This window comes from Amycolatopsis mediterranei, from assembly GCF_026017845.1.
Lineage (GTDB): Bacteria > Actinomycetota > Actinomycetes > Mycobacteriales > Pseudonocardiaceae > Amycolatopsis > Amycolatopsis mediterranei.
Genome location: NZ_CP100416.1, coordinates 1,012,999 through 1,030,452 on the forward strand (window position 1 = coordinate 1,012,999; position 17,454 = coordinate 1,030,452).

Annotated in this window: 17 protein-coding genes; 7 read left to right on the top strand and 10 right to left on the bottom strand. The window is 72.2% G+C overall.

Going from position 1 to position 17,454, the window contains the following annotated elements:
- Position 1: 1 nt before the first annotated feature.
- Positions 2-1,030, bottom strand: a complete 1,029-nt coding sequence (locus ISP_RS04920) for a C40 family peptidase (protein ID WP_013222883.1) — start codon at positions 1,028-1,030, stop codon at positions 2-4.
- Between the two features lie 81 nt (positions 1,031-1,111).
- Between ISP_RS04920 and ISP_RS04925 the strand changes: the two genes are divergently transcribed.
- From ISP_RS04925 to ISP_RS04945, 5 genes are all read left to right on the top strand, one after another.
- Complete coding sequence (locus ISP_RS04925) at positions 1,112-1,909, top strand: biotin--[acetyl-CoA-carboxylase] ligase (RefSeq protein WP_034286032.1); 798 nt, start codon at positions 1,112-1,114, stop codon at positions 1,907-1,909.
- A gap of 84 nt (positions 1,910-1,993) precedes the next feature.
- Complete coding sequence (locus tag ISP_RS04930; protein WP_013222885.1) at positions 1,994-2,584, top strand: PH domain-containing protein; 591 nt, start codon at positions 1,994-1,996, stop codon at positions 2,582-2,584.
- Entirely contained in the window at positions 2,584-3,510 is a 927-nt protein-coding gene (locus ISP_RS04935; RefSeq protein WP_013222886.1) for a hydroxymethylglutaryl-CoA lyase, read from the top strand. Before ISP_RS04930 ends, ISP_RS04935 begins: the two co-directional genes overlap by 1 nt.
- Positions 3,511-3,737: 227 nt before the next feature.
- On the top strand, positions 3,738-4,721 hold the full coding sequence (locus ISP_RS04940) for a TNT domain-containing protein (protein ID WP_230468712.1): 984 nt from the start codon (positions 3,738-3,740) through the stop codon (positions 4,719-4,721).
- On the top strand, positions 4,721-4,981 hold the full coding sequence (locus tag ISP_RS04945; protein ID WP_003105220.1) for a hypothetical protein: 261 nt from the start codon (positions 4,721-4,723) through the stop codon (positions 4,979-4,981). The genes ISP_RS04940 and ISP_RS04945 overlap by 1 nt, the downstream gene beginning before the upstream one ends.
- Positions 4,982-5,006: 25 nt before the next feature.
- Here the strand turns inward: ISP_RS04945 and ISP_RS04950 are convergent, their stop codons facing one another.
- Positions 5,007-8,267 carry a GH92 family glycosyl hydrolase gene (locus ISP_RS04950; RefSeq protein ID WP_013222888.1) on the bottom strand — a complete coding sequence of 1,087 codons (3,261 nt, stop codon included), beginning with the start codon at positions 8,265-8,267 and terminating at the stop codon, positions 5,007-5,009.
- 129 nt (positions 8,268-8,396) lie between these two features.
- Positions 8,397-9,182 carry a histidinol-phosphatase gene (gene hisN / locus ISP_RS04955; protein ID WP_013222889.1) on the bottom strand — a complete coding sequence of 262 codons (786 nt, stop codon included), beginning with the start codon at positions 9,180-9,182 and terminating at the stop codon, positions 8,397-8,399.
- A gap of 42 nt (positions 9,183-9,224) precedes the next feature.
- Here hisN and ISP_RS04960 point away from each other — a divergent pair, with 42 nt between their 5' ends.
- Positions 9,225-9,920 carry a response regulator transcription factor gene (locus ISP_RS04960; protein ID WP_013222890.1) on the top strand — a complete coding sequence of 232 codons (696 nt, stop codon included), beginning with the start codon at positions 9,225-9,227 and terminating at the stop codon, positions 9,918-9,920.
- A gap of 4 nt (positions 9,921-9,924) precedes the next feature.
- Positions 9,925-11,208 carry an ATP-binding protein gene (locus tag ISP_RS04965; protein ID WP_013222891.1) on the top strand — a complete coding sequence of 428 codons (1,284 nt, stop codon included), beginning with the start codon at positions 9,925-9,927 and terminating at the stop codon, positions 11,206-11,208.
- A 19-nt stretch (positions 11,209-11,227) separates the two neighbouring features.
- Here the strand turns inward: ISP_RS04965 and ISP_RS04970 are convergent, their stop codons facing one another.
- The 7 genes from ISP_RS04970 to ISP_RS05000 form a co-directional block, all read right to left on the bottom strand.
- Entirely contained in the window at positions 11,228-11,851 is a 624-nt protein-coding gene (locus ISP_RS04970; RefSeq protein ID WP_013222892.1) for a response regulator transcription factor, read from the bottom strand.
- A 103-nt stretch (positions 11,852-11,954) separates the two neighbouring features.
- On the bottom strand, positions 11,955-12,599 hold the full coding sequence (locus tag ISP_RS04975; protein WP_013222893.1) for a response regulator: 645 nt from the start codon (positions 12,597-12,599) through the stop codon (positions 11,955-11,957).
- 19 nt (positions 12,600-12,618) lie between these two features.
- Entirely contained in the window at positions 12,619-13,467 is an 849-nt protein-coding gene (locus ISP_RS04980) for an NAD(P)H-binding protein (RefSeq protein ID WP_013222894.1), read from the bottom strand.
- Between the two features lie 10 nt (positions 13,468-13,477).
- On the bottom strand, positions 13,478-14,767 hold the full coding sequence (locus ISP_RS04985; RefSeq protein WP_459542243.1) for an MFS transporter: 1,290 nt from the start codon (positions 14,765-14,767) through the stop codon (positions 13,478-13,480).
- A 242-nt stretch (positions 14,768-15,009) separates the two neighbouring features.
- The gene (locus ISP_RS04990) at positions 15,010-15,537 is read right to left on the bottom strand and encodes a GtrA family protein (protein WP_034286038.1); all 528 of its coding nucleotides are present in this window, start codon (positions 15,535-15,537) and stop codon (positions 15,010-15,012) included.
- Positions 15,538-15,574: 37 nt separating this feature from the next.
- Positions 15,575-16,084, bottom strand: coding sequence for a GtrA family protein (locus tag ISP_RS04995; protein ID WP_013222897.1), 510 nt, complete (start codon positions 16,082-16,084; stop codon positions 15,575-15,577).
- Between the two features lie 10 nt (positions 16,085-16,094).
- Positions 16,095-17,454 (bottom strand): COG1361 family protein (locus ISP_RS05000; RefSeq protein ID WP_462477294.1); only part of this gene is annotated, 1,360 nt, incomplete at its 5' end.

Genomic DNA, 17,454 nt, shown 5'->3' on the forward strand with positions numbered 1-17,454 from the left:
CTCAGGCCGGGCGGCCCGCGCCCGCGTAGTCGTCGCCCTTCGAGTGGTACGTGTGGATCTGGATCGCCTGGCCCTCGGTCGGTGCGTTGATCATCAGGCCGTTGCCGAGGTACAGGCCGACGTGGTGGATGCGCGTGGCCGGGCTGCCGTAGAACACCAGGTCGCCCAGGCGGGGTTCCTGGGTGGCCGGCACCGGCGGGAGCGCGCGGAACTGGCTGTCCGCCGTCCGCGGGAGGGCGACGCCCGCGCTGTCGTACGACGCCTTCGTCAGGCCGGAGCAGTCGAAGCCCGCCGCGCCCGCGTCCGGGCCGTTGCCGCCCCAGACGTACGGGAGGCCGAGCTGGCCCAGCGCGAAGCGGGTCGCGCGGACCCGCGGCGAGTCCGCCGATGCCGGGTCGAGGGACAGCGTGGCGTACAGCTGGGCCATGCCGAGCACGCGCTGGCGGAACAGCTCGGTGTCGCTGCCCGGGTGGTAGGCCGCGACGGCCTTCCACCAGCCGGGGCCGGCGCCGAGGTCGGTGCCGCCCGCGCACAGCGCCCGGCCGGCCGCCACCGGTGCGTCGGAGCCGTACTTCTTGGCCTGCGCCGCCGAGAGGCCCAGCAGGTTGCCGCCGCCGCGGCCGTGGTTGGACGCCGCCGCGCCGACGCCCGCGAGCGTGACCCACGAGAGGTGGCACGACGGGTCTTCGCCGCGCAGCGCCAGCTCGCCGTTCGCGTAGCCGATCAGCGCGTCCGCGGGGATGTCGAGGGGGCCGGCCAGCTGGTCCGCCCACTGCTGCAACGGGCTCTTGCCGCCCTGTCCGGACGCGCCCTGGCCCGGCTCCTGCGCCTTCACCGGTGCGCTGACTTCGAGGACCGACGGACCCGACACCGCGTCGCGCACCACCGGCGGGGGCGCCGGGACGGCCGCGGGTTCCGGCGACCGGTCGGCCAGCAGCCAGCCCGCTGTGACCAGACCCGCGACGAGCGGCAGCGCCACCAGGCCGCGCAGCGCAGCGCCGCGGGCCCACGAAGTCTGCTTCGTCGTCACAGGTTCCAACTTAGAAGAGCGCACCTGTTAGTGAACGAGCGAGTAGCTTGCACGTTAGGGGGACTCCCATATGGTGGGCACATGTCTGTGATCGACGCTGCCCGGCTCACCTCCGCGCTCCACGGTCGGTACGCAAAGATCGACGTCGTCGAGCGCACCGGCTCCACCAACGCCGACCTGCGGAAAGCCCTCGAAACCGGCGCCGCCGACCGGACCGTCCTGCTCGCCGAAGAGCAGACCGCGGGCGTCGGCAGGCGGGCTCGTTCGTGGAGCTCGCCGAAGGGCGCCGGGCTGTACCTGAGCGTCGCGCTCCGGCCGGGCGTCCCCTTCGCGGTGCTCGGCTCCCTGTCCGTCGTCGCCGGGCTCGCCGTCCGGGCGGCCGCCGCGTCCGTCGGGGTGGACGCCGTGCTCAAGTGGCCCAACGACGTCCTGGTCGACGGCGCCAAGTGTGCCGGCATCCTCGCCGAGGCCGTCGCCGGGGACGACCCGTCGATCGTGCTCGGCATCGGCCTCAACGTCCTGCCCCTCGGCGACGTCCAGCCGGGCCCGGGCGGGCTCCCCGCGACGTCGCTGGCCGAGCGGGGCGCCACGAACACCGACCGCACCGATGTCGCCATCGCGCTGCTCACCGGGTTCGACGACCTCGAGCGGCGCTGGCGCCTGGCCGGCGGCGACCTCACCGAGGCCGGCCTGCTCGGCGACTACCGCGCCCACTGCGCGACCCTCGGCCAGGACGTCGAGGTGCAGCTGCCGGACGGGACTTCGCTGACCGGGCGAGCCGCCGACATCGACGCCGCCGGGCAGTTGCAGGTCGACGTGGCGGGCGGGCAGCGGCACACCGTCTTCGCGGGTGACGTGGTCCACGTGCGTCCGGCCTGATTCTTCGGGGCGTTGCCCCCACCGCGTCCTCGCTCGCCGGTACGGTGAGACGACACCGCCGCACCGACCTTGGGAGCGTCCGCCGTGGCTTATCCGGACGATTTGCTCAGCGAGCAAGAGCACGTCGTGGTGCACAGTCACCCGCACTTCAAGATGCTGATCTTCCCGACGCTCGCGCTGCTGGTCACCGTGGGCGCGGGCACCTGGCTCGCGATCCTCGCGAAGGACGCCGGCTCGCCGTGGAACACGGTCGGGCTGATCGCCATCGGTGTCGTCGCGCTCGTGCTGGTCGTGTGGCTGTTCCTGGCGCCGCTCGTGCGCTGGCGGACCACCCACTTCATCGTGACGACGGACCGGCTGATCGCCCGCGAGGGCGTCCTCAAGCGCACCGGCATCGACATCCCGATGGGCCGGATCAACAGCGTCCAGTTCGAGCACGGCCTGCTGGACCGGGTCTTCGGCTGCGGCACGCTCATCATCGAGTCGGCGTCGGACGAGCCGCTGCGCTTCGAGGACATCCCGCACGTCGAGAAGGTGCACACGGTCATCTACCGCGAGGTCAACGACAACCCGTACGACGACTACCGGCCGGGTGCCCCGCAACAGCCCCAGCAGACCACGCCCCTGCCGCCCCAGGGCGGCGGCCGGCCGCCGCGTGGCGAGAGACGCCGCTGATGGGCACGCGCGCACTGGGACTGCCCGAGCGGGTCCCCTCGGCGGGGGAGCTGCCGGACTCCGTCACGATCTGGGAGGTCGGCCCGCGCGACGGGCTGCAGAACGAGAAGACGATCGTCCCGGTCGAGGTCAAGCTGGAATTTCTCGACCGGCTCGCGGGCGCCGGGCTCACCACGCTGGAGGCGACCAGCTTCGTCCACCCGAAGTGGGTGCCGCAGCTGGCCGACGCCGAGCAGCTGCTGGCCCGGCTCGACCGCCGCGAAGGCGTCCGGTACCCGGTGCTGGTCCCGAACGAAAAGGGCCTCGACCGGGCCCTCGAAGCCGGTGTCGAGCACATCGCGATCTTCGCCAGCGCGACGGAGACGTTCGCGCGCAAGAACCTCAACTCCTCGCTCGACGAGCAGTTCGCCATGTTCGAGCCGGTCGTCACGCGGGCCCGGGAAGCGGGCTTGGCCGTGCGCGGCTACCTCTCGATGTGCTTCGGTGACCCCTGGGAAGGCGTCGTACCGGCGAAGCAGGTCGCCGACGCCGGCCGTCGCCTGCTGGACATGGGGTGCTCGCAGCTTTCCCTGGGCGACACCATCGGCGTCGCCACGGCCGGGCAGGTCGAAACGCTCATCGGGCTGTTCGGCGATGTCGGTACTTTGGCCGTGCACTTCCACGACACCTACGGTCAGGCTCTCGCCAACACGCTCGCGGCGCTCCGATGTGGAGTGTCGACTGTGGACTCTTCGGCGGGCGGGCTCGGCGGCTGCCCCTACGCCGAATCGGCCACTGGGAACCTGGCGACCGAAGATCTGGTGTGGATGCTGGAGGGTCTCGGGGTGGCCACCGGTGTCAACCTGGACGCGCTGGTGGCGGCCAGCGTGTGGATGGCGGGACAGCTCGGCCGCCCGAGCCCGTCCCGCGTGGTCGCCGCACTGTGACATCCGGGGCTCCGCCCCGGGCCGGGGGCTCCGCCACCCGGAGCCCCCGAAAGGAAGCTGTGACATCCGGGGCTCCGCCCCGGGCCGGGGGCTCCGCCACCCGGAGCCCCCGAAGGAGAAAGTGACCTCGCCGCGCCCGCGGGGAAGGGGTGCGGTATCAAGGGGGACCGGCAGCGCCGCGGCCGCGTCGAACAGCGTGTGCCCCCGGGCACCGACCGAGCCGGAGGATGGGTGTGACCGAGCCTTCCGAGGCGGGCTCCGAACCGGTCGAGGCCGACCTCGACACCGGGCCGGTGCAGCTGCCCGGGTACGGCCTGGCGGATTCGGGCGCCTTCGAAGAGGCCCCGACCCCGCCCTCGGGCAACCCCGCGGCCTGGCCGCACGCGGTGTCGCCGCTGCTGCCGCCGTTCCCGCTGCCCCCGGCCCCACCGGCCCCGCCGACGCCGGCTCCGCTGCCGCCGCCGGTGGCCGGCCCGCCACCGCCGGTGGCCGGGCCGCCGCCGAACCCGGGTTCGCCGGTGCCGTTGCCGCCGCTCGGCTCGCCGCGTATGGAACGCGAGAGCGTCGTCGCGCTGTTCCTGGTGCACATGTTCCCGATCGGGCACCTGCCGGTGGCGATGGACAAGCCGGCGCGCCAGCTGCCGCTGCCCGAAGACCCGGACGGTTTCCCGCCGAACGACCACCCGGACGCCCGGCTGATCTTCGACGACCAGGCTTTGACCAACGTCACCGCGGGCTTCCGCCGCTCGCCGACCGCGCCGTCGCGGCCGGTGCCGCGGCACCTCACCAACGGGTACGTGCCCTACGCGCGCGCGACCCAGGCGGTCTGGATCCGCCGGTTCGTCGTCGGGCACAGCGAGCTCGGCCCCGAGTACGCGTGGCCACCGGGCGAGCAGTTCCCCGAGAGCAGCGTGGACTGGCCCGAGCCGGTGATGGTCCCGGCCGACACGGTCCTCGACCGCTTCGGCCCGGCCTACGGGCGGGTGCTCTTCGCCGACGGGACGCCGTTCGCGGAACGCTCGCTGCCACCCGCGTTCCTGGACGCCGAGTACCGCCGGTACGTCGTGGTGCGCAAGGTGCCGATGTGGCGCTCGGAGACCGCGGGCTGGTTCGGGCAGGTCGGCGGCGGCACCCGGTACCGTGCCCTGCTGGCGGCCGACGAACTGGTGACCCTCGGCTACCTCGCCGAGGCCAAGGGGGAAGAGGACTGATGAACACCCAGTCGATCCAGCGGTGGCTCGGCGTGCTGGGCGTGCCCCCGGAGGTCGTCTCGCTCGGCGCCGAGGTCGACAACGCCTGGTGCCTGATGCAGGGCGAGGACGAGGCGTGGGAGGTGTTCTGGCGCGAGCAGGGCAACCGCTACGACTGGGCGCGCTTCACCAGCGAACAGGTCGCGTGCCACTACCTGTTCGGCCGGCTGGCCTGGGCCCAGGTCGCCCGCGGCGCCGTCGGCCTGCTGCCCGGGTCGTGACGGACGCACGACCCGGGCGGCCGCCTCAGCTCACCGCGTAGGTGAAGACGTGCGCCTGCCCCGCGCCGGTCGACGGGGGCAGGGTGATGCTGCGGACCTGCTTCGCCGGGTCGAGGGCGATCGGGGCCGTCGCGAACAGGTACGACGTGTACGGCCGCTGAAGCCGGAACATGTACCTCGGGAACGCCGAGTTCACGTACGGCACCTTCGCGACGACCGTGTTCCCGAACTGCGGCGTCTCCGCTCCGCCCTTAAGCAGCCATTCCGACAACCCGAGTGGTGCCTGCTGGGCCGAGCCGTCGGTGTAGGTGACCGTCACCGTGCCCTGGGCCTCGGCGCCGGTCGCCGCGCCGAGGAACGACAGCTTCGACGCGCCCGCCGGAGCATCCACCGCAAGCGTTTGCCCCGCCGCGACGACGTTGTCCGGTGACCCGGCCGGGCTCGACGGCCAGCGGAACTGCTGCCCGTTCGCGGTCACCGTCGCGCCCGGGGTGATGCCGTTCACGGCGAAGCCCTGCGCCGAGTAGGAGAACGCGAACCCGCCCGGGTAGAGGTCGGTCTCGCCGAAGTCGCCGTACTGGACGAACTTGTCGTCCGTGACGCCGACGTTCGTGCTCGCCGCGGGCAGCGTCCCCGGCTTTCCGACGGTCACCGGCAGGACCGCGGGGACCGGTTGCCCGTCGAAGGTCACCGGCACGCTCGTGTACGCGTCCGGAGTCCCGGCCGCCGCGGTGATCCGCACCTGCTGCGAGGCCGTTCCGTGCGCGCCCACAGAGAGCGTCCCGCTCGACGGCGTCACGGTGATCCCCGCCGGCGGCTTCGCCTGCCAGGACACCGTGCCCGCGCCGGTGATGCCTTCGGCGATCACCGTGGCGCCGGTGGCTCCGCCGGGCGCGACCGCGACCCGGCCCGGGCCGACCCGGCCGCGCACCGGAACTTCACCGTCGCGGAACGACGGCGGGACGTCCGAAGCGCCCGACCCCCACGACGTCGGCGACGCGCCGAGCGTGAAGTCCAGCCGGCCGCCGTTCACCGAGAACGACTCCGGCAGCCACGGTTTCGTGCTCGGCTTCCCGTTCACCTTCAGGTCCTTCACGTACTTCACCGAGCTGGACGCGCCGGGCGCGGTGATCGTGATCCGCTGCCCGGTCGCCCGGGTCAGCGTGATCTTCGGGAACATCGGGCTGGCCAGCACCATTTCGGCGCGGCCGGGCGCCTCGGGGTACATCCCGAGCGCGGCGAAGACGTACCACGCCGACGTCGCGCCGAGGTCGTCGTTGCCGGGCAGGCCGTCTTCGCCCGGCTTGAACAGCAGTTCCGCCGAGCGGCGCACGATGTCCTGGGTCTTCGACGGCGCGCCCGCGTAGGCGTACTCCCACGGCACCTCGAACGACGGTTCGTTCGACATGAACGCGTACGGCGAGCTAGCGTCGCTGTTCAGCTTCGTGAAGAAGAAGTCGAGACGCTTCTTCACGGCTTCATTGCCGCCCATCGCGTCGAAGAGACCTCGGACGTTGTAGGGCACCATCCACGTGTACTGCGCCGCGTTCCCTTCCTGGTAGCGCATTTCCTGGTACTGCGCGGGGTCGAACGGCGAGAGGAACTGGCCGTCGCGCATCCGGGTCTGCAGGTAGCCCGTGGCCGGGTTGTAGACGTTCTCCCAGTACTGGGCGCGGCTCATGAACCGGTGGTAGGTCCCGGGATCGCCGAGCCGCTGGGCGAGCTGCGCGATGCCGAAGTCCGCCGTCGTCTCCTCGAGCATGTCGGAGACGTTGTTCGGGTGGTAGCCCAGCGTCTGGTAGTCCGACAGGCCCGGGCGTTCGAGCGCCCGTTCGCCCGCCTGCTGGACGCGGGTGGCGCCGTGCACCATCGACTTCAGGGCGCTTCGGGCGTCGAAGTCCGTGGCGCCGAAGGCGTACGTGCCGGCGATGATCGAGTGGTACGGATCGCCGCCCATCACCCCCATGAAGTCGTTGTTCTGCGACCAGCGGTCCCAGATCCCGCCCGCCTGGTCGGCCTGGTTGAGCATCGACTGCGCCATGTCGGCGGCCTCGTGCGGGGCGAGCAGCGACAGCAGCTGGACCTCGTCGCGGTAGGTGTCCCAGCCGGAGAAGTTCGCGTACTGCGCGTGCCCCGGCTTGGCGTGGTGGATCGCCTTGTCGAACCCGGGGTAGCGACCGTCCACATCGGAAAAGACGTTCGGCTGCATGAGCGTGTGGTACAGCGCGGTGTAGAACGTCTTCGTGGCCGCGTCCGTGCCGCCTTCGACGGCGATCTGCCGCAGCCGGTCGTTCCACGCCCGGCGTGCGTTGCCCTTCACGGCGTCGAAGGAGTCGTGCCGCTGTTCGAGGTCGGCGTTGAGCCGCGCCCCGGCCGCGTCTACATAGGACAGACCGACCCGGACCTGGACCGGTTTCGCCGGGTCGAAGGTCAGGTAGGCGCCGGAGCCGCCCTCGGCGGTGACGACCTGCTTGTCCCACGTCGTCTTGCTCAGGTTGCCGCCGCGGGCGCTGGTGCCGCCGGGCGTCACGGTCGCGTCCTGCCAGGTCCCGGACGTGCGGAACGGCTGGTCGAAGGTGGCCTGGAAGTAGACCTTGTAGGTGTTCGGCCCGCGGCAGAAGTGGCCGCTGGAGACCCAGCCTTCGACGGTGCGCCGGATCGGGTCGACGGTCACGGCGGCGTCGTCGCTGCCCATCGCGGACTGCGCGACGTCGATCAGCAGCGTGGCGGGGGCGTCCTTCGGGAAGGTGAAGCGGCCCAGGCCGGAGCGCTGGGTCGCGGTCAGCTCGGTGGTCACGCCCGAATCGGTCGTCACCTTGTAGTAGCCGGGCGACGCCGATTCGTTCGCGTGGCTGAAGGTGGGGAAGTACTTCGTGGCGTCGACGGCGGGGGACGTCGTCAGGGCGCCGGCGACCGGCAGAAACGGGACGTCGCCCGCCGCGCCGCCGCAGCCCGCGCCGTTGAAGTGGGTGAGGCTGAAGCCGCGGAGCCGGTTCTCTTCCCAGGCGTAGCCGCCGTCGCGGTCACGGGCGTAGTAGCGGCCCTGGCCGGCGGGCGGTTTGGGCTGCAGAGGCGTGTCGGGGCTCCACTGCACCATGCCGAAGGGGACGTCGGCGCCGGGGAACGTGTCGCCGGCGTAGGTGTTGGTCTCGGGCGTGTCGCCGGCCTTCGCGCCGGCGAACGGGTTGACGTAGGCGGCGAAGTCGCGGTTCAGGGGTTCGGCGGCCGCGGGTGCGACCGCCGTGACGAGGGGGACGATCAAAGCCGCGGTGACGACTCTGCGCATGCTCTTCCTCCCGGAGGTGAGCGGATCACCCCGGTTGACAACGTTGTCAGAAGACCGGGTGACCCGGCGAGCACCGTGAGTGAACCACTGCTGGTCCAGACCGGTCAAGAAGTGCTCGCCGGGCTGCCCTCAGCGCTCGAGGACCGCCAAGGCCTCGTCGTGCAGCCGGCCGTTCGTCGACAACGCGCTTCCGTTGTCGTACCGCGCGACGCCGTCCAGGTCGCTGAACCGGCCACCCGCCTCGGTCACGATCACCTGCGCGGCCGCGACGTCCCACGGGTTGACGATGCACTCCGCCGCCACGTCCAGCGCGCCCTCGGCCACCAGCACGTGGTGCCAGAAGTCGCCGAACGCGCGGCTCTCCCAGCACGCGTCCACCAGGTCGAGGTACTTCTCGCGCGAGTGGTACTCGCGCCACGAGTTGATGTCCGTTGTGGACAGATAAGCGTCCGAAAGGGACGAAACCTTCGAAACCGCCAGCCGGCGGGTGCCGGCCGAGTCGCTCGAGAACGCCCCGGCGCCCGAAGCCGCCCACCAGCGGCGGCCCAGCAGCGGCGCGCTGATCAGGCCGACGACCGGGTCGCCGTCCTCCACCAGGGCGATGAGGGTCGCCCAAACGGGTACTCCGCGGAGGAAGTTCTTGGTGCCGTCGATCGGGTCGAGCACCCACGCGCGGCCCGTCGCGGCCGAGCCGCCGCGCTCCTCGCCGAGCACGGCGTCGTCCGGCCGCGCTTCGGCCAGCAGGGACCGGATCGCGTCCTCGACCGCGGTGTCGGCGTCGGTCACCGGGGTGCGGTCGGGCTTGCGCTCCACCGCCAGGTCCAGGGCGCGGAACCGCGCCGTCGTGATCGCGTCGGCGGCGTCGGCCAGCCGGGTGGCGAGAGCCAGATCATCTTCGTAGCCAGGCACGGTCACGATGGTTTCACGCCCGCTCACCGTAGAGTTGGCCAGGTGAGCATGGTCCTACTCGCCGAAGACGATCCGGCTATCGCCGAACCGCTCTCCCGCGCCCTCGAACGTGAGGGATACGAGATCCACGTCGTCACCGACGGCCCTTCGGTACTCGACGCGACCGCCGCCCAGCGCGTCGACCTGCTCGTGCTCGACCTCGGTCTGCCCGGAATGGACGGCTTGGAGGTCTGCCGCCGGCTGCGCGCGGCCGGCACCGAGCTGCCCGTCCTGATGCTCACCGCCCGCACCGACGAGGTCGACTTCGTCGTCGGCCTGGACGCGGGCGCCGACGACTACGTCGCCAAGCCGTTCCGGCTCGCCGAACTGCTCGCCCGGATCCGCGCGTTGCTGCGCCGTCGGGTGCCCGAGGTCCTGGAGGCCGGCGGGGTGCGGATGGACCTCGGCGCCCGGCTGGTGACGGTGGACAACCACGAAGTCCAGCTGGCGAACAAGGAGTTCGAGCTGCTGCGCGTGCTGATGAGCCGGGCCGGCCAGGTCGTCAGCCGCGACGAGATCCTCGCCGAGGTCTGGAACGACCTCGAGTCGAAGACGTCCAAGACGCTCGACATGCACATGTCGTGGCTGCGCCGGAAGCTCGCCATCGCCGCCGACGAGGCCGCCGGCCGCACCAGCAAGACCCACGACGGCGAGCGGCGGATCGCGACCGTCCGCGGCGTCGGCTTCCGCTTCAACGCCGAATAAGCCCATGCGCCGCCGCATCCTGCTGGCCATCCTGCTGGCCGTCGCCGTCACCGCGGCGGTCCTCGGCATCCCGCTGGGCATCGTGGCGAGCTGGCAGATCGAGTCGAGCTACCGCGAGACGCTCGCGGAGAACGCCCGCGCGGCGGCGGCGATCCTGGACACCGAAATCGCCAACGGCCAGGAGATCGACCTCGACCAGGTGCGCGCCGCGGTCCCGGCGAACGGGCTGCTGACCGTCCGGGCCAGCGGCCAGACCGAGAAGCGCTACGGCAGCAGCCCCGGTCCCGTCACCGTCACCGAGACGGCCGACCTCGCCCGCGACGGCAAGGTCGAGATCGCCGTCCCGGCCGGCCCGATGCACGAGCGCCAGACGACGGTGACGCTCGTCGTCGTGCTGCTGGTGCTGCTGTCGGTGGGCACCGGCGCGGTGGTGGCGATCGCGACGGCCCGACGGCTCGCGAAGCCGCTGCGGCACGTGGCCGAACGCGCGGCCCGGCTCGGCGGCGGCGACTTCCGGCCGGACCCGAGCCGCTACGGCGTCGGCGAACTCGACATGGTCGCCGAAGCGCTGGACGCGTCCGGCACCGCGCTGGCCCAGCTCGTGCAACGGGAACGCCAGCTGGTCGGGGACGTCTCGCACCAGCTGCGCAGCCGGCTGACGGCGTTGCAGCTGCGGCTGGAACCCCTCACGGTGCACCCGGACGAAGAGGTGGCCGACGAGTCGAAGGCGGCCCAGGAACAGGCGGACCGGCTCGCCGAGGCGCTGGACGAGCTGCTGGCGGCAGCCCGCGCGGCGCGCGAGGTCGGTGCGGAACCGGTGGACCTGCCGACGCAGCTGCCGGCGATGGCCCAGGAGTGGCGCGAGCTGCTCCGCTCGGAGGGCCGCAACCTCCGGACGCGCGTGGCCGACGGCCTGATGGCCCGCGCCACCCCGGGACGGCTGCGCGAGGTCATCGGCGTGCTGCTGGACAACGCGCTGCGCCACGGCTCGGGCACGGTCACGCTCATCGCCCGCCGCGGCGACGCCGAGGGCACGGTGGTGATCGAGGTGAGCGACACCGGCCCCGGCGTCCCGGACGAGCTCGCGCCGCACATCTTCGAGCGCGGTTTCTCCGGCGGCGGCTCGACGGGCGTGGGGCTGGCCTTGGCCCGGGCCCTGGTCGAGGCCGACGGCGGCCGCCTCGAGTTGTCGAACCGCCGTCCGGCGGTGTTCAGCCTGTTCCTCAAGGTGCCGCGGCCGACCGACGTCCCCGAGGTGCGCTGGCCGGCCGAGCGCGTCCCGCGTTAGGAAACGCCCGGCCGGCCGCTCAGATCAGCCCCTCCCGCAACGCGTAAGCGACCGCGTGCGACCGGTTCCGCAGCTGGAACCGGTTGGTGACGTCGTGGAGGATGCTCTTCACCGTGCGCTGCGAATAGCACAGCTCGTCGGCGATCTCCTGCGTCGAATGGCCCGCCGCGACGAGCTTGAGCACCTCCGTCTCGCGGTCGCTCATGCCGCCCAGGCGCAGGCCGCGCGGCTCGAGCACCTGGCGCTGCAGGCGCGAAACCCGGTTCAGCAACCGGCCGAGCAACTCGGGCGGCAACGCGCCTTCCCCGGCCGCGGCGGCCTTGATCAGGCGCACCAGGACCTCAGGCCCCGCGTCGGCGCGGCGGGCGACCGCGCAGACCCCGTGCTCGACGGCGTTCAGGATCTCGTTGTCGTCGACTTCGCCCGCGATCAGCACGATGCGGGTGAAGCCCTGGTGGTGCAGCCCGGCCAGCAGCCGGGTCATCGGCTCGTCGAGCCGGTCGGCGACCAGCAGGGCGACCTGCGCCGTGGCGTCGTCGACCACCCGGACGTCGTCGCGCGAACGCAGCGCCGTGCAGACGCCGTCGTGCAGGATCGGATCGGTGGCGCGGACGACCACCGGTGTCCGGTCGGATTCGAACATCGTTCCCCATTCCCCTCGAACGGTGCAGGCTGTCCAGCCTGCCCGCTCGCGTGTCCCGGGCGCATGGGACCGGCGTCCCGATGTTGCCCGGGCGCACGGTCTTTCAGGACTGGCCGAGACCGGCGTCCCTGGCCCGGACGATCGCCTCGGCCCGGTCGGCCACGTGCAGCTTGGCGAAGACGTTCGAGATGTGGTTGCGCACGGTCTTCGGGCTCAGGCACAGCGTGCTCGCGATGAGGCTGTTGCTGTGCCCGGCCGCGATCAGCGCGAGCACCTCGCGTTCGCGCCCGGTCAGTTCCGGGAACACCGGTTCGCTGACCGGTGGCTGGTTGAAGAAGGCGAGCACGCGGTTGGCGATGTCCGGGCCGAAGATCGCCTCCCGCCGGGCGACCGCCCGGACGGCGCGGATGATCTCGTCCGGCTCGGCGTCCTTGAGCAGGTAGCCCCGGGCACCGGCGCGCATCGCCGCGAAGACCGACTCGCTTTCGTCGGCCATCGTCAGCATCAGCACGCCGGTGCCCGGGTTCGCCGCCACGATGTGCCGGGTCGCCTGGATCCCGGACAGGTCGGGCAGGTGCAGGTCCATCACCACGACGTCCGGCCGCAGGGCGGTGGCGGAGGCAACCGCGTCGGCTCCTCCGGCGGCCTCGCCGACGACCTCGATCCCGGGTTCGGCGGCGAGCAGCGTGCTCACGCCGATCCGGAACAGGGGATGGTCGTCCACGACGAGGACGCGCAGGTCGCTCATCCGCCGCACCTCCCCGTGGTCACTCCTGGTGATGGTACGCGGACGCGTTCTCCCGCGCCCAGGCCGCGAACGTCAGCGGCGGCCCGCCGAGCAGCCGCTCGACGGTGTCGAAGACGACGCGTTCGTGCGGGGCCGACTCGCGCTTCAGGGCGAAGAGGCCGTCGACGGCCTTCGCGGGCCAGCCGTACCTCCGGACCAGCCGCTCCTTCGCGGCACTTTCGCTTTCTTCGACGTACTTCAGCGGCCGGCCGATCGCCTCGGACAGGATGGCGACCTGCTGCTCGGTGGTCAGGGCTTCGCCACCGGTGAGCTCGTAGGTCGCGCCTTCGTGCCCGGACGTCGTCAGCACCAGGGCCGCGACCGCGGCGATGTCCCGGGCGTGGATCAGCGCGGACGGCGGATCGGTGTCGGGCACGTACACCGCGTTCTCTTCGCGGATCGAGCCCACCCACGCAAACCGGTTGTCCATGAAGGTCCCGGGCCGCAGGATCGTCCAGGCCGGCCCGGCTTCGCGGACCGCCTGCTCGGCTTCGGCGTGGGCGAGGGTGATCGGGTCTTTCTGTCCGAAGTGGACACCGGTGGTGGACAGCTTGACCAAGTGGGTGACGCCGGCTTGGGCGGCGGCCTGGGCAGTGGCGGCTTCCCGGTCGGCGTTGTGGCCCTGGCTCAGTACGAACACGCGGTCCGCGCCGGCCAGCAGAGCGGGCAGGTCCGAGGTGCCGAGGTCGCCGCGGACCACTTCGGCACGCGGGTCGATCCGGGCTCGCGCCGGATCGCGGGTCAGCGCGCGGACGGGTGCGCCCGCGTCGAGCAAGGCGGGGACGAGGTGGCGGCCGACCTTGCCGGTGGCGCCGAGGACGAAGATCATCGTGGTTCTCCTAGCGGGAAAGCAGGACGTGGGGGAGCGCGAACGCCGTGACGAGGCCGAGCGCGAGCACGGGCAGCAGCGCGAGGAACACGCCGTGGGTGCCGGCGTGGTAGGCGAAGCCGAGCGCGACCGGGCCGAGGGCCGAGCCGAGCGCGCGGGCGAGGTTGACGCCGGCGGCGACCGCACCGCGGTCCGCGGCCGGGGCGGTGTTCTGCGTGGCCATGGCGAGCACCTGCAGGTTCAGCCCGGCCGCGAAGCCGAAGACGACCAGGCAGGCGAGGACCAGCGGCAGACCGTCCACGGTGAGCAGGCCGAGCACCGCGAGCAGGCCGAGCGCCATGCTCGACCGCGGCGCCCAGCGGTACGCGCCGGTGCGGGCGATGACCTTGCCCGCGACGACGGAGGAGACCGAAACGGCGAGCGTCATCGGCACCAGCCGCAGGCCGCCTTCGGCCGGACCGGCGTCGGCCTGCAGGAAGACCGCGAGGTAGTTGACCGAGCCGAGGAACGCGAACCCGGCGAGCACGCTGAGCAGCACGGACACGGTGAACGTCCGGTCCCGGAACAACCGCAGGGGCAGCACCGGTGCTTCGGCCCGCCGTTCGACGACCACGAACACCCCGGCCGCGACCGCGCCGAGGGCGATCGACCACGGCGTGAGCAGGGTGAACCCGGTGATCGCCGTGCCGAGCAGGAGCACGCCGGCGAAGTCGAACGGCGCTTCCCGGCGCCGCCTCGGCAGGTCGAGCGTCTTCAGGCAGGCCAGGGCGACGAGCCCGAGCGGCAGGTTGACCAGGAAGATCGACCGCCACCCGGCGAGCCCGGTGAGCAGCCCGCCGGCGACCGGACCGGCGAGCGACGCGACGGCGAAGCAGATCGAGAACCAGCCGAAGTACTTCGCGCCTTCGCGAGGCGTGAACAGCTCGCCGAGCGAAGCGCCGACGGAGACGAAGAGACCACCGGAACCGGCACCCTGCAGCACGCGCCCGGCGATCAGGAACGCGGCCGACGGCGCCAGGCCGCAGGCGAGCGAGCCCAGCAGGAAGAGGGCGAGTGCGCCCAGGAGCACGCGTTTGCGGCCGAAGACGTCACCGAGCTTGCCGTACAGGGGCGCGGTGGCGCTCCCGGCGAGCAGGTAGGCGGTGGTGACCCAGGCGTAGGCGCCGGTCCCGCCGAACTCGGCGGCGATCCGGGGCAGGGCGGTGGCGACGACCTGGGCGTCGAGCATCGCGAGGAAAACGGACAGGAACAGGCCCGTGAGGGCAGGTTTCAGGGCGCGCGGAGGCGCGATTGTGCTCACGAGAAAGTCCATGTTTCGTCAGAAGGGACGAGAGATGCGGACGCGCGGGAACGCGCGTCCCGTCGAGTCGGGAAAAGGCTCCATCGTCATCCGCGGACGGATGCGACCTCTTCGCGCTCGGAAACCACCTCGAATCGTCCCGCTCGCCCGGCCGAACCCGGACGGCGTCGTCTGCGAAGGAACACTGACGAAGAGGACAGTAGACAACTACATGTCAAAAGACAAGTACTTTGCGAACCCGGTCAGGGCAGGCGGGTGACCTGGTCGTTGTCCCGCCGCCGCTCGCCCAGCTCGTCCGGGAACACCCACTTCTTGAAGCCCCAGAAGCGGAAGAACATGGCCAGCAGCATGCCGATGATCGAGCCGCTCGCGAAGTCCGCGATCTCCTGGACCAGGAACGTCACGTGCGGGACCTCGAGGTCGAGCACGTACCGCGAGACGATCAGGGGGACCAGGTTGACGCCCACCGCGATGCCGCTGATGACGAAGAACAGGGCCGCTTCGTGGTGGCGTTCGCGTCCGCCGCGGGTCCGGAAGGACCACTCGCGGTTGAGGATGTAGGACACGATGGTCGCGACGATGATCGCGATCGCCTTCGCCGTCGTCGGCTTCGGCTCCAGCACCGTCAGCTTGAGGGTGTACCAGACGCCGTTGTCGACCAGGAACGTCGTGCCGCCCACGATCGCGAACTTCAGCAGCTCCCGGTGCTTGATCAGCACCGAACGCAGTGGTTCCGGCGTGCGCTTGAGCACGGTTTCCACAACGGTCACACCACGCAGTCTAGGAGCACCCGCGTTCACCTGTGGTTCAGGCGGCCTTGCTGCCGTGAATGTCCGGATCTTCGAGGCTTTCGGCGGGCACCGCGCGCGGGCGGCCGTCCGCGTCGGGGAACACCCACCTCTTGAAGGCCCACCACCGGAACAGCGTGCCCAGCACCGTGCCGACGATGATGCCGCTGACGAAGTCGGCCACCTCGACGCCGAACGGCGACAGCCGCGGCACCTGCAGGTCCAGCACGTACCGCGAGACCCACTGCGGCAGCGCGTTCAGGCCCAGCGCGATCCCGCTGAACAGGAAGAACAGCGCGGCCTCGTGGGCTCGCTCCCGGCCGCCGCGGGTGCGGAACGACCACTCGCGGTTGGCGACGTAGGAGAAGATCGTCGCGACGAGGACGCCGACGATCAGCGCCGTCACCGGGTGGGTCCGCAGCACGGTGAACTTCAGGCTGTAGTCGATGGACATCGTGATCACGAAGCTGATCCCGCCGACGACGGCGAAGCGGAGGAGCTCGCGATGCTTCTTCAGCAGCTCGCGCACCGCGCGGACGCTACCCCGTCAGCCAGCCGAAAACCTTCCCGGGGCTGACTGTCGGCGGCTTGGCCCCCGGGTTCCCGCCCGACCGCGGTGGTGCGCTCGTCGTGGTCGAGGAAACCGGCGGCTCGCTCGCCGGCTCGTCGGTGTCCGTCGTCGTCACCGGTGGCTTCGGCGTGGGCTTCGACGGCGTCGGCTTCGGCTTGGACGGCGTCGTCGTGGGGACCGACGGGGTCGTCGGCGTGGGCAGCGGGTCCTTGCCGCACCAGTGGCGCCAGCAGCCGAAGTCCACGGTCACCGGCGGTGCCGTCGCCCGGCCGAGCTGGGCGTTGATCGTCACCCGTCCGTCGTTGGGACGGCCCAGCAGCCGCACCCACAGGTTGACGTGCTGGCCCGGCGCCACCGCGCTCTTCGTCGTGCAGCTCGCGCTCTCGTCGGTCGTCGTGCAGGGAAAGCCGCGCAGGCTCCACCACTGCTTGAGCGGGGTGTCGAAGGTGACGGTCACCGGCTTGGTCGTCTCGCCGGTGTTGCGGACCCGGACGTAGACCAGCGGGTGGTGGTTCCAGGGGAACGCCGACAGCCCGTCGCCCTGGGCTTCCAGGACCACGGCGTCCGGCGGGAGCTTCACGGTGACCTTGACGCTCACGTGGACGGAGATCTGCACGCCGGCCGTGACCGACCCGGTCACCGTGCCACCCTCGGCGTCTTCGTCGGCCTGCAGCCGGAAGTTCAGCGTCGCGCTCTGGCCGGGTTGCAGGCCGGCGCCGGTCTTGCAGACGACCGTGCCCTGGCCGCCGGGGCAGTTCACCGAGATCGGGGTGGGGTCCTCCGCGCGGGCCTGCGGCGCGCCACCACCGCCGGTGTCGACCGCACGCACCCCGGGCGGCAGCTTCAGCGCGACGGCCACCGGCTCGGACACGCTCCCGCCGTCGTTGCGCACGGTGATCGGCAGGTTCGACGCGGCGCCCGGGCTGAGCTCGACGCCACCCGGCGGGGTCGTCGCGGACATCGACGGCGGTGCCGGCACGGGCGGGGCCGGGGCGGGCGGCGGTGCCGGAGCGGGGGGCGCGACCGGCGGCGGGGCGGGCGCGACCGACGGGGCCGCGGGCGGCGCGGGCGGCTGGGGCACCGGGGGCTGGGGTACCGGGGGTGCGGGCTGCTGCGGCGCGGGCGGGGCCGGGGGCGGCGGCTGCGGGGCCGGCGGTGCGACCTGCTGGGCCGGCGGCGGCACCGGGGCGGCGACCGGGACCTCCTGCGTCCCGCCGCCCGCGCCCCGCCGCACCCCGCGGGGGCCCGCGCCGGCGGTGGTCAGCTCCGGGTCGTCCGCCGCGCCCAGGGCGAGCGGGCCCGGCACGAACGACCCGGTGTTCACGTCG